Source organism: Nocardia sp. NPDC004260 (genome assembly GCF_053603155.1).
Genome location: NZ_JBSGEZ010000030.1, coordinates 21872 through 34737, shown reverse-complemented (window position 1 = coordinate 34737; position 12866 = coordinate 21872). Strand labels below are relative to the sequence as shown.

Below are 12866 nucleotides of genomic sequence, written 5' to 3'. Positions count from 1 at the left end.
GTACGCGCCGAAACTAACGCGCGGCCCCGGCCGGAATCTTGTCGCGCGCCGGCCTGCGCGGCGCTACCCGCACCGTGCTGATCAACTCGCGGATCGCGATGCCCCCTCTGGCCACCGGCGCTGCGACACGTCCCTCGGGATCGATCAGCACGGCGGACGGCGTACCGCGCACCCGGTAACGCAGGGCCGCCTCGTTGCCCTGCTGCACGAGCGAGGGAATGTCGCCCAATCCGTGCTCGGTTCCCCACGCGGCCTGCTCGGCGGCATCACCGTTGCCGACCGCGACGATCGCGAGGGCGTCACCGGTTCGCGCACGCCAGCGGGGCAGTTCCCGTGCCAGCGCCGCGCACAGCTCGCAGCCGGGGTGCACGAAGACCAGCAGCACCGACCTCGCCGAGGCCAAGAGATCCTCGAGCGTGGTCTTCGTTCCCTCGGGGCCGAACAGTTCGAACTCCGGCGCCACCGCACCGACGGGCAAGCCCTCGGCACCCAGCGTGGACAACGCCTGCTCGTCCACTCGACGGCGCAGGACACGCAGCTGGCCTGTCAACCAGACCAGCACCGCGACCACTGCGGCGACAACCGCGCAGCCGACCGCGTTGTCGGCGGGCAGGCCCATCGGGACGCGCGGGTGTGTCTGCGCGCCGATGCAGGCAACCACGGCGAGCGCCGCGAGAAGAGCATTGCGCACCAGCGTCTTCGGTCCGATCGGCGTCGCGCTGGCAGCACCGAAACAGGAACAGGAAGGATGCTCACCCCGCCGCAGCAACCGCGTGATCGCCACGGTGAACACGGCGAGCAGCAGCAGCGCCGCCAGCGCCGCCGGGCCGCAAACCCACGGAAGCAGCACACCGACCGCGATCATCGCCTCGGCGATCGGCAACCCCCAGGCCACCGCGGGCACCCAGCGCAGCGGCACCCCGAAATCGCTCACCGCCTGCCGTGCCGCGCCGCGATCCGTCAGCTTGCCCCAGGCCGACAGCGCGAAGACGACAGTCAGTCCCAGCCGCGAAACCCACACCCCGTATTCGATCAGCATGAGCGCACCCTCCCACATTCATGCACTTCGAACATGAATGTCGGGCGAGTGTCCTCAGGACTGCGACCGAGTCGCGATGGCGACCGCGACCAACGTCAGCACACAGCCGACGATCGCGGTGGCGGACAAGCCCGCGCTGGTCGGGGTGAGCACGTCGAGGACAAGGGAGGCCAGCAACTGCCCCGCCACCGAGGTGAGCCCGAGCAGCAGCACGCCGATCCACCGCACCGCCAGGGCGGCGAGAGCGATGAAGGCGACACCGATGAAACCGCCGGTGTAGAGCCAAGGCTCGGTCGGGAATGCGGCCGGACCGCCCGACGTCGCGATGACCACGGCCTCGATGACGAGCAGCGCGGCCAGGCCGACGCAGAAATTGACCATCGCCGCCGACATGGCTCCGCCGACCGCGCCCACCTTGCCGTTCACCGCTTGCTGCCAGGCCAGGCCGATACCCGCCAGCGCGGGCAGCGCGATCAACAACACGGTCGGCATGCCGCGCAGCGCGTCGGGCACGGAGAGACCACCGGTGGCGCGGTGGTGCCCGAATCCGGCTACCAGCACCGCCGCCACCCCGAGCGCCGCACCCACGAGACGCACCCCGGTGACGGGCGTCCGCCCACTCGGACCGAGCCCGAGCCGGTCGACGGCCAGGCTGCTGAGCAACTGCCCCGCGACGGTCGCCACGGTGAACGCGGTGACGCCGATCGCGGCGACCGTCAGCCCCTGGCACGCGACGAAGAACGCTCCGCACAGCCCGCCGAGCAACTGCCACGGCCGCAGCCGCCCCTCGGCCAGAGCCAGCCGCACCCGCCGCCCACCGTCCCGCAGCCGCCCGCTCACCGCGAACGCCACCCCCAACACGACCAGTCCCACCCCGAAACTGATCGTGGCCGCGGCAATCCCATCCTCCAACCGCGCCCCCAACGCGCCATTGATCCGCCCCTGCACCGCCACCCCGGCACCGATCCCGAACCCCGCAACCAGCCCCAACCGCACTCCCGCACGCTACCCAATCGTCGAGTGGCACATCACTGCGGCATTTCTCGAGAAGCGCTCTCGATGGTGTGCCACTCGTGGTCAGTGGCGGGGTGGGAGCCAACGGGGAATGAGGGCGGCGATGGCGAGGATGGAGGCGCCGAGGAGGGCCAGGAGGGTGGACATGGCGGCGTGGAGGGTCAGGAGGGCGGCGAAGCCGAAGACCGCTAGGGCGATCACCTCGCCCAGGAGACCGGAGACCGAGGTGACGGTCGCTCGGGCGGGACCCTCGATGGCGTCTTGGAGGCGGGCAGCCGCGACGATGCCCGCGTTGTAGACGATGCCGTAGGAGATCCCGATCGACGCGAAGCCGAGGGTGGTCAGCAAGTACACCGCGTTCGGACGACCGGTCGCGAGACCGGCGATCAGCGCGCCGCCGAGGAAGAGCACGCCCGCGACAGCCACCGCGATCGACATCGTCCGGCCCGACATTCCTTCGGTGCGCCCCGCCAGCACCGACCCGGTCAGCGAACCGAGCACGGTGAGGCCGACCAGCAGTGGCACGACGGCCGTCGATACGCCCGCCTCCTCCGCCAGCAAGGCGAAATACTCGTCGAACGCCGTGATCCCGAACAGCAGCGCCTCCAGCAGCACGCCGTAGCGCACCACCCGCATGCGAAGGACCTCTCCCACACCGGCCTTCAGCATGGTGAGGTAGCGCGCGAACGGTCCGGAGTGCGCCCCGGAGGTCTCCGGATGGAATGCCGCCGGCTCCGCCGTGAAGCAGCTCGCTCCGGCACTCGGCTCCTTTGAGCCGCTCGCTCCGACACCTTCCTCCTGCGCCGCGGTTCGAGCAACGCCGGATCGAGCGGCAATTTGCGCCGTCTCCGGTGTCCGACCGCCCTCGGCGTATCTCCTCGTGACGTCGGCCTGATCATTCCCGCCCGTCTCACCGGCCACCACGGAAGGTGCCGACTCCTCCTCTTCGAGATCATCGACGTCCGCCGCGGAGACCGCCTTCGGCGCGGTGGGCAGCGAGAGCGCGACCAGCGTGTGCACGGCGGCAAGAGCGACACTGGCCCAGCCGACCAGGGCATAGCCACCGATGAGATACAGCGGCGTCGCGGCGACGATCGCGATGACGACGGCGGTTTCCGCACCGGCCCTGGTGTAACCGAGGATGCGCGGATATGTCGACGACGCACCGCGGGCGGCGAGATCGTCGTACAGCAACGCTTCGAAGGTGCCGGAGGCCAGAGCGCCCGAGGTACCCCACAGCACGAATCCGGCGGCGAAGCCTGTGAAGGAGGGCGCCGCCGTCCACAGCGCGAAGCCCGCCGTCAGCAGGACACCGCTGAGCACGAGCAGTCCGCGCCGCGAAACCGTGTCGGCCCACGCACCGGAGGGCACCTCGAGCAGGAACGAGGTCATCGACCAGATGGCGAACAGCAAGGAGATCTGCCCTGTGCTCATGCCGTGGTCGGCGAACAGCAGGGCATACAGCGCGTACAGCGGAATCAGTTCACCGGTGCTCTTGAAGAGCACCGCCCGAACCGTCAGCGAGCGCAGGCTGAAAGTACGCGCGCTACCCGTCCGACGGGCGCGCGGCGATCCAGCGAATCAATAGGCATAGACGAGCAACCGCATGCCGATCAGCATGGCCATCCCTGCCTCGCGGCGTCAAGGGAATTACCGCTCGGGCGCGTCGAAGGGAATCGGCCGCCGCGCGAATCAGGGCAACGGCACCCAGCCGTTCGCCGGAACCGAATCTCCGTCGCCCAGCTCCCGGTCGGTGACCCCTGGGCCGATCCGGCCCTTGTTCTCGTTGAGGTCGCTGATCAGCTCCGAGACCGGATGCGAATCGCTGTAGTGATAACCCTGCGCGAGCGCGAAGCCCAGTTCGGTGAGCACGGCGGCCTGATATTCGGTCTCCACGCCCTCGGCGATGACCTGCAGGTCCAGCGCGTTGGAGAGCGCGGCGATCACGCCGAGCAAGGGCGGCGCGGGCGAATCCGAGCGGATCGCGGCGACGAAGGACTGATCGACCTTGAGAATGTCGCTTGGCAGCGTGGCCAGTCGGCTGAGCGAGGAGTATCCCGTGCCGAAGTCGTCGATGGCGATGCGCACGCCACGGTCGCGCAGAGTGTGCAGATTCTCGATCGCGGTCTGGGATTCGGCGGCCAGCTCACTCTCGGTCACTTCGAGCACCAGCTGGTCGGCGGGCCACCCCGTGGCGGCGAGAATGCCCGCCACCCGATCGGCGTAACCGGCCTCGGCCAGCTCCAGCCCGCTGACGTTCACGTTCAGTGTGAGATCCAGCTGGGCGAAGGTTTCCTGCAACCGTGCGGCGTCCGCGCAGGCCCGGCGCAGCACCAGTTCGTCAAGATCGGCGATGAGGTCGTACTCCTCGGCGACGCGGATCAGGCCCTCGGTGGTGACGTCCGGTTGCGCGCTCGACGACCAGCGCAGCAGCGCCTCCACACCGACCGCCTTGCCGCCGCCTTCGGTCAGGCTGACGATCGGCTGGTAGTGCACGTCGAGGGCGCCCCGGTCGATCGCCTCGCGCAGTTCCACCGCCAGCGGCAGCTGCCGTGAGGACTCCAGTACCGTCCGGTTGCGTCCGGCCTGCTTGGCCCGGTACAGGCCGACGTCAGCGCGGCTGACCAGCAGCGACCCCGATTCGCCCGGCTGCCAGGAGGTCACGCCGGCCGAGCAGCCGGTGGTCACCGCGGCGCGCAGCTGTTCGGTGAGCAGGATCGCGGCCTGCTCGGTGGTATTCGGCAGCAGCAAGGCGAACGCGTCCCCGCCGTAGCGCGCCAGGCGCTGATCGGGGGCCAGCAGTTTCGACCAGGTGTCGGCCACCCGCTGCAGGACGGCGTCACCGGCGCGGTGCCCGAGATGGTCGTTGATCTTCTGGAAACGGTCCAGGTCGACCAGCACCAGCGCGAGTCCGTGCCCGGACCTGGTGGCCTGCTGGATCGCGGTGTTCAGCGCCCGGTCGAAGCCGCGCCGGTTGAGCAGGCCGGTGAGCACGTCGATGTCGGCTTCGGACGCCATTCTGGTCAGGATCCCGACGACGACGCCGACACCGAAGGTCACACCGGCCGGGATCAGGCCCGACCACCACGGCAGCCCGGGCGTCACCGGCCGCGCGGGCAGCACCCACAGGCACAGCGCCAAGGCGAACGCGATATGGGCGGCGGCCTGTGACCAGGCGAAGAACAGGGCGGCGTCGCACGCGATGAACACGTAGAACGCCGCGAGGCTGATCGCGCCCACGGTGTTCGGGAACGAATGCACCGCGATCGTCACCAACACCGTCGCGATCGCGACATAGACGTGATGGATCGAATGCGGCAGTCGCGGACCCCATGCGAGCAGCGTGAGACCGAGCACCAGCGCCACCGCTGCCGCCCCGCCTACCAGCGGACGATTACCCTCTTCACCAGGGGCGATGGCGGTGATCAGCAGACCGAGCACCCCGCCCATGACGTAGAACGCCCCGGTGGTCCGAGCCATGACCATAGCCGTCGCCAGCGCAGACGCGGCCCGCACCCGGGTTCGGGTATCGCCGCGAGACCCGATTCCTCGCACGACGAATAGCCTAGACATAAGGAATCCCACTGGTTGCCACATCCCGGGAATACGGCATGGCGAACCAGTAGCTATTTACCTGAACGTCATTCGTCCGTTGTCAATTCGTCGGTCGGAGCACGTCGGTACCGACGAACGGGACCAGGGCGGACGGCACTCGGACCGACCCGTCGGCTTGCTGGTGGTTCTCCAGAATGGCCACGATCCAGCGGGTGGTGGCGAGCGTGCCGTTCAAGGTCGCGGCGATCTGCGGCCTTCCGTTCTCGTCTCGATAGCGGACGGCCAGCCGCCGCGCCTGGTACGTGGTGCAGTTGGAGGTCGAGGTGAGTTCCCGGTAGGTCTGCTGCGTGGGCACCCACGCCTCGCAGTCGAACTTGCGCGCGGCGGAGCTGCCGAGATCACCGGCCGCGACGTCGATCACCCGGTAGGGTACCTCGATCGCGGCGAGCATCTCCTGTTCCCAGGCGAGCAGACGCTGGTGTTCGGCGTCGGCCTGGTCGGGCGTGGTGAAGACGAACATCTCCACCTTGTCGAACTGGTGCACCCGGATGATGCCGCGGGTGTCCTTGCCGTAACTGCCCGCCTCCCGGCGGAAGCACGACGACCAGCCCGCATAGCGCTTGGGGCCCGCGCTCAAGTCGAGGATCTCGTCCGAGTGGTAGCCCGCCAGCGGCACCTCCGAGGTGCCGACCAGGTAGAGGTCGTCGTCGGCGAGGTGGTAGACCTCCGCCGCGTGCTGGCCGAGGAACCCCGTGCCCGCCATGACCTCCGGGCGCACCAGCACCGGCGGAATCATCATGGTGAAGCCGTTGGCCACCGCCTTCTGCGCGGCCAGCTGCAGCATTCCCAGCTGGAGCAGCGCACCGTAGCCGGTCAGGAAGTAGAACCGGGCGCCGGAGACTTTCGCGCCGCGCTCCATGTCGATCAAGCCGAGCGACTCGCCGAGCTCCAGGTGGTCCTTCGGCTCGAAGTCGAACTCCCGCGGCGTGCCGACCGTTTGCAGCACGACGAAATCGGCCTCGCCACCCGCGGGCGCGCCTTCCTGCACCACGTTGGAGATGGCGCGGTGCGCGGTGTCCAGATCCACGTCTGCGGCGTGCTGGGCGGCCTCGGCCTCTTTGACCTTGACCGACATCTCCGACGCCTGCGCCAGCAGCGCGGACCGCTCGTCCTTGCTCGCCTTACCGATCAGCTTGCCCATCGCCTTGTGCTCGGCGCGCAGGTTGTCCGCGGTGGCCACCGCGGCACGCCGCGCCGCGTCCGCCTCGAGCAGCGCGTCGACGAGAACGGGGTCTTCGCCGCGGGCGCGCTGCGAGGCGCGGACCGCGTCCGGGTTGTCCCGCAGGAATCGGAGGTCGATCATGGGCCACCAGCCTAGTAGTCGGTGTGTTGCGCTTTCACGCCGATATCCCAGGATGCGGACCATCCACCCCGGATCGCGCGCATAGTGGGTTTGTGGGCACCCCATTCGATGAGACGGCCATCGACAACGCGCTGGCCGATCTCGCGGCGGGCGAGAAAGTGTGGGCCGCGACGTCGCTGCGCCGCCGCCGCGCGCTGCTCGACGAGATCCACGCCAGAACCGGCCGCTTCGCGGAGGACTGGGTGCGCGCGGCGCGCGTCGTCAAGGATCTCGGCGAGCACTCCGCGCTGGTCGGTGAGGAGTGGATGTCCGGGCCGCTCACGCTGCTGCAAGCCACGGCCGCGCTGTCGGCGACCCTGGCCGCGCTGGAGACCGGGCGAAGCCCACTGGCAGGCATCACGCTGCGGGAGGCGCCAGGCGGGCGGTTGGCGGTGCCGGTATTCCCGTTCAGCGTCTACGATCGCTTGCTGCTCAACGGTTTCCGCGGCGAGGTGTGGCTGCGTCCAGGCGTCGACGCCGACACCGCCCGTCGGCGAGCCGGACTCGCCCAGCTCGATCCCACCGCGACCGGCGGGATCGGCGCCGTGCTCGGCGCGGGCAACATCACCTCGATTCCGCCGCTGGACGCGCTGTACGAGCTGTTCGCGCACAACCGGGTGGTCGCGCTGAAGCTCAACCCGATCACCGACCCGCTGTTCACCGTGTTCGAGATGGTGTTCGAACCGCTGCTGGAGATCGGCGCGCTGCGAATCCTCACCGGCGGCGCGCAGCAGGGCGGTTACCTGGTGCGTCATCCGGACGTCGCGCACGTGCACATGACCGGCAGCGCGCAGACCCACGATGCCATCGTGTGGGGCCCCGGCGCGGAGGGCGCGGAACGCAAGCGGCACAAGCGGCCGCTGCTGGACAAGCCGATCAGCAGCGAACTGGGCGGCGTCTCGCCGACCATCGTGGTGCCCGGCGACTGGTCCGACGCCGATCTGCGTTACCAGGCCGAGCACGTGGCCACCCAACGGCTGCACAACGGCGGCTACAACTGCGTGGCCGCGCAGGCGGTGGTGATCGGCTCCGAGTGGGACCGCAAGGACGAGTTCCTCGCCGAACTCCGCCTGGCCATGGAGCGGGCGCCGCAGCGCACGGCCTACTACCCGGGCAGCGACGCGCGGGTCGCCGACGCGCTGGCCTCGTACCCGGAGGCCGAGCGTCTCGGCGCGGGACGGGTGCTGGTCGGCGGACTGCCGCGCACCGGGTCGCCGCTGCTGCGCACGGAGTACTTCTCCCCCGTGCTCGGCGTGGTGGAGTTGCCCTACACGGGCGGCGAGTTCTTGCAACGCGCGGTGGACTTCGCCAACGCCGAGCTGACCGGCACGCTCGGCGCGAATGTGATCGCCGATCCGACGACCATCCGCAGGCTCGGTGTCGCCTTCGACCGCGCGATCGAACGGCTGCGTTACGGCGCGATCGCGGTGAACAGCTGGACCGGTCTGGCCTTCCTCGCTCCGCGGGCCGCCTGGGGAGCCTTCCCCGGGCACACCCTCGACGACGTGCAGAGCGGTATCGGCGTGGTGCACAACGCCCTGCTGCTCGACGATGTGGAGCGCACCGTGGTGCACGGCCCGTTCCGGCCGGTGCCGCGCTCGCTGCTGGGCGGCGAGCTCGCCCTCTCTCCGAAGCCGCCCTGGTTCGTCGGCAACGCCACCGCAGCGACCACCGGGCGCAGGCTCACCGAGTTCTACGCCGACGCCAACCCCGCCCGATTGCCCGGCGTCTTCCTGTCGGCCCTGCGCGGCTGAATTCGCTCGTGCCCCGTGCCGCGCCGATCGGGGCAGGTCGTGGCACCGCGGCACCGACACTGCCATGATGGACCGCGATGTCCCCCGAACGCATGTCCCGGTACCCGCAGGCGCCCAAGCGCGGCGCGTCGTCGCGCGCCGACGCGGTACGGCGCTCGTTCGACTCGGCCAGAGCCGCCCTCGCCGACGGCGAGCTGCGCGATCTGCATCTGTCGGCCCCCACCCTGCGCTGGGGCCTGCTCGCGGTGGCCGTCGGCGCCGTGGTGGCGGCCCTGGTGACGCTGTTCGTCACCGGCTTCGACAACGAGAAGGGCCTGGAGGCACACAATCCCGGCGCCCCGGCACAGCCGGTGCTGGAGAAGGAGTTCGGCACCGCGGCCAAGGGCGACTGCCTGAGTTGGACCAAGCCGGACCGATCGGACCTGGCCAAGGTGAACTGCTCGAGCAAGCACATGTTCGAGGTCGCGGCCGACATCGACATGAGCAGGTATCCGGGCAAGGAGTTCGGTCCCGGCTCGCGGTTCCCGGACTCGCTGCGCCTGACCGAGTTGAAAGAGGAGCACTGCGTGCCCGCGGTGCAGAAGTACATGTCGGGCCGGTTCGATCCGCGCGGCAAGTACATCGTCGGGCTGATGTATCCGAGCCCGGACGGCTGGCAGCACGGTGACCGCACCCTGCGCTGCGGCCTGCAGGTCGCGGCCAGTGTCGGCACCCCGCCGTCGGTCGGCAGCGCCACCGAGCACGATCAGTCCAAGGTGTACGAGGCGGGCGTGTGCCTCGGCATCAACCAGAACCTGCCCACCGATCCGGTGGACTGCGCCCAGCCGCACGCCGTGGAGATCGTCTCCACCGTCGATCTGGCCGCCCACTTCAACGGGGGCCCGCCCGCGAAGGACGACCAGGACAAGTTCGTCGAGGAGGAGTGCACCCGCACGTCGACCGACTACCTGGGCGGGCCGGACGTCATCCGGAACAAGACGCTCACGCTGTTCTTCGACTACATCGATGCCCGCAGCTGGATGGCGGGCAGCCGCAAGCTGGACTGCATGATCGGCAAGGGAGCCGATCGGGAGGGCTTCGCGCCGATCACCGGGTCGGCCAAGGGCGAGATCCTGATCAACGGCCAGGCTCCGGTGCCACCGCCGAACAACGGACGATCCACGCCCGCACCGCTGCCGGGCGCCGCGCCCCTGCCGCCGCAGCCCCAGCCGAGGTAGCCGAGCGCCGATGCCCGTGACGATGTCCGCCGACCGGTTCGAGGAATTGGTCGGCGACGCACTGGATCTCATCCCGCCCGAGCTCACCCGCGCGATCGACAACGTGGTCGTGCTGATCGAGCCGCGCGATCCGGAGAATCCACATCTGCTCGGTCTGTATCACGGTATCGCTCTCACCGAGCGTGACAGTCATTACGGCGGAGCGCTTCCCGACACCGTGACCATCTACCGCGAGGCGATCCTCGAACACTGCGCCGACGAGTCCGAGGTGGTGGAAGAGGTGGCGATCACCGTGATCCACGAGATCGCACACTATTTCGGCATTGACGAAGACCGCCTGCATCAGCTGGGATGGGGATAGCCTGAACCGAGCTGTATTGCGCACCACCAGGTGTGGGTGTGTAATCGGCACGGAGATCGAAAAATTGGGGATTCGATGGAACCGATCGCGTTGCTGTCGCGTCCTATCACTCGAAGGGGGAATTCTCGTGGTTCCGCCCCACAGCCACTAGAAGGAGTCGAGTCATGGTTGGACATGTACTGATCGCACCCGAAGCCATTCTCGCCGCCGCGGCCGAACTCGACCTCGTCGCCGAACGTCTGGCCGCCGCCGCGGCGATCACCGCGCCCGCGACGCACGTGCTGCCCTCCGGAGCGGAGGAAGTCTCCTTCCTCAGCGCGAGCCATTTCAATCAGGGGGCGATGTCGCACGATCGCGCGATCGCGCAGGCGATTCTGGAATGCCACCACGCCGCGGCGACGCTGCGCATGCAGCTGGCCCAGCATGTCGCGGGCGACGTGGTCCGCGCCGCCGGCATCAGCGCCATCCAGGTGTAGTTCCGCAAGCGAGATCCATCAGCAACGCTTAAGCAGGGGAGAAGTCAGACATGGTTGCAGGAGTCACCGGGGTGATCTGGGCGGCGCGCCCGTCGGAGATCAATTCGGCCACACTTCACGCGGGCGCGCACGCGATTCCGATCTCGGCCGCCGCCACCGCATGGGGCGGGCTCACCGCCGCCTGGATCGACGCGACGACGACGGTCGCGAGGGTGATGGCCGAACTCGGCGTCGGAATGCAGGGCATCAACGGCATCGCCGCGCTGGGCAAGCTCACCGGCTTCCTCGGCTGGTCAGAACAGCAGGGCGTGCAGGCGGCCGCGATGGGCGCCAAGGCCGCAGCGAACGCCACCGCCTACACCGTCGCCGCGCTGGCGATGCCGAGCCCGCCCGAGATCGCGGCCGTCAATACCGCTTTGGCCGCGTCGGCGAACCCGCCGGGCGTGCTGAGCGGTGCATTCGAAGCCGCCGAAGTCGCCAGGAACGCGATGGACATCCGTGCCGCACTGGTCATGGAGACCTATGAGGCCGCGACCAGCGCCATGGTCGCCACGCCCGCCGAGTTCCTCTTGCCGCCTGCGATCGCCAAGGGCGCGGGGACGGCCAGTCCCAAGCAGGCGGCGGACACGACCACCGAGGTCCCGGCCGATCCGATCCAGGCTGCCGTGGCCGCCACCCAGGCGTTCCTGAGCAACCCCGGGGTGGCGAGCGCTGCCACCCAGGCCGCTCAGGCCGTCGGCTCGATCGCCACCACCGGTGTCTCCACCGTCGGAAATGTCGCGGGCAGCGCGATCGCGGCGGCCACCACCAGCTCCGCGCCCTCCTTCTCCGGCATGGCTCCCATGGCCATGGGTATCGGTGCGGCAGCCACCGCTACCGGTGCGGCGACGCGCGCCGTGTCGTTCTCCGGTCTCGGATCGGCGGCGGGCATCAGCAGCGGCTCGCTCAAGCTTCCGGAAGGCTGGGGCTCCAGCGGCACGATCGGTGGCAGCACGGCTCCGGTGCAGGAGAGCGTCGCGGTCAAGGGCGTCGAGGCGGCGCCGGTCCGGCCTGCCAACACCGGCAACGGCAACCCCTTGCTCGGTAATCAGGCGCGCAGCGACGAGGACGACGAGACCGAACACGACGGCCGGGACTACCTGCGGTCGACCGAGCACTTCAACGACGGCCGCTTCACCGCCGATGGGGTCATCGGCGGTGACCTCAGCGGGACGGTTAGGTGACCGTACTCGGTGCGGGCCGCAGCCCGTCGACGCTCGACGCGGTCGTCCTGTCGCTCGACGAAATGCAGTTCCTCGTAGAGAAACTGCAGATCGAGGTCCCCGTCGTCCTGAACGCGAGGGCACGGTACGACAATCTGACCGACCACAAAGCGGCGATGGACGCGGCCGCCGAGTCACTCGCCCAGCGGGAGCTCCTGATCGAGGATGTGCTGCATCGTGATCTGGAGAGTCGGCTGCGCGCGCTGCACCGGCCTCACTGGATCATCGCGCTGCGGTTGGTCGTCGATGGTTGGGTGAGCCGCTTCTGTCTGGCGAAGGGCGTCGACCTCCCGGTCGTCGCCCTTCGGGGACAGGACTCCTACGTCATCGACGAGGCGGGAACCGACTTGCCCGGAACGGTTCTCGCGGCACTCGGCTATGCCGAGCCGCTCGAGCTGTACGGCATGAACGCCCCGACCGAAGAGCTGGCCACGATCTTCGGCGACACCGGTGACGCCGCGGCCACCGCGGAACGGCTGGCGAAGGTGGGCAACCCGGCCCAGGACGCGAAGACCTTGGCCGCGGCTCTGGTCGAGATCCACTCGTATGCCGAGATCGTCGGTGTGATCTACGGCGATGGGACCCGACACACGGCTGACAACCACATCGCCGTCTTCAACACGCGCGCGGGCCGATTCATCGCGACCGCGAGCAGGTCCGACGACGGCGTGAAGTGGACGTCGCTCAGCAGCGGGACTCCCGCGCGACTGCGCACGGCCGTGCAGGATCTGATCAACTTCCTACCGGAACGCGAAGAGTTCCCGCGGAATCCGAAGCTGTCCTGAA

General features: G+C 69.2%; 11 protein-coding genes. 6 read left to right on the top strand and 5 right to left on the bottom strand.

Going from position 1 to position 12866, the window contains the following annotated elements; genetic code table 11:
* Positions 1-13: 13 nt before the first annotated feature.
* From ACWEO7_RS19055 to serS, 5 genes are all read right to left on the bottom strand, one after another.
* Positions 14-1039 (bottom strand): peroxiredoxin family protein, encoded by a 1026-nt coding sequence (locus ACWEO7_RS19055; protein WP_452424859.1) that lies wholly within the window; start codon positions 1037-1039, stop codon positions 14-16.
* 54 nt (positions 1040-1093) lie between these two features.
* Entirely contained in the window at positions 1094-2035 is a 942-nt protein-coding gene (locus ACWEO7_RS19050; RefSeq protein WP_452424857.1) for a DMT family transporter, read from the bottom strand.
* A gap of 81 nt (positions 2036-2116) precedes the next feature.
* Positions 2117-3559, bottom strand: coding sequence for an MFS transporter (locus ACWEO7_RS19045; protein WP_452424855.1), 1443 nt, complete (start codon positions 3557-3559; stop codon positions 2117-2119).
* A gap of 186 nt (positions 3560-3745) precedes the next feature.
* On the bottom strand, positions 3746-5533 hold the full coding sequence (locus tag ACWEO7_RS19040) for a putative bifunctional diguanylate cyclase/phosphodiesterase (protein ID WP_452424854.1): 1788 nt from the start codon (positions 5531-5533) through the stop codon (positions 3746-3748).
* Positions 5534-5708: 175 nt separating this feature from the next.
* Positions 5709-6971, bottom strand: coding sequence for a serine--tRNA ligase (serS, locus tag ACWEO7_RS19035; RefSeq protein WP_452424852.1), 1263 nt, complete (start codon positions 6969-6971; stop codon positions 5709-5711).
* Positions 6972-7063: 92 nt separating this feature from the next.
* Here serS and ACWEO7_RS19030 point away from each other — a divergent pair, with 92 nt between their 5' ends.
* From ACWEO7_RS19030 to ACWEO7_RS19005, 6 genes are all read left to right on the top strand, one after another.
* Positions 7064-8764 carry an aldehyde dehydrogenase family protein gene (locus tag ACWEO7_RS19030; RefSeq protein WP_452424850.1) on the top strand — a complete coding sequence of 567 codons (1701 nt, stop codon included), beginning with the start codon at positions 7064-7066 and terminating at the stop codon, positions 8762-8764.
* 77 nt (positions 8765-8841) lie between these two features.
* The gene (locus ACWEO7_RS19025) at positions 8842-9981 is read left to right on the top strand and encodes a septum formation family protein (RefSeq protein WP_452424848.1); all 1140 of its coding nucleotides are present in this window, start codon (positions 8842-8844) and stop codon (positions 9979-9981) included.
* 10 nt (positions 9982-9991) lie between these two features.
* On the top strand, positions 9992-10342 hold the full coding sequence (locus ACWEO7_RS19020; RefSeq protein ID WP_355073276.1) for a metallopeptidase family protein: 351 nt from the start codon (positions 9992-9994) through the stop codon (positions 10340-10342).
* Positions 10343-10506: 164 nt separating this feature from the next.
* On the top strand, positions 10507-10818 hold the full coding sequence (locus ACWEO7_RS19015; protein ID WP_159849106.1) for a PE domain-containing protein: 312 nt from the start codon (positions 10507-10509) through the stop codon (positions 10816-10818).
* 50 nt (positions 10819-10868) lie between these two features.
* Entirely contained in the window at positions 10869-12041 is a 1173-nt protein-coding gene (locus ACWEO7_RS19010; protein WP_452424846.1) for a PPE family protein, read from the top strand.
* Entirely contained in the window at positions 12038-12865 is an 828-nt protein-coding gene (locus ACWEO7_RS19005; protein ID WP_452424844.1) for an ESX secretion-associated protein EspG, read from the top strand. Before ACWEO7_RS19010 ends, ACWEO7_RS19005 begins: the two co-directional genes overlap by 4 nt.
* Position 12866: the final 1 nt, after the last annotated feature.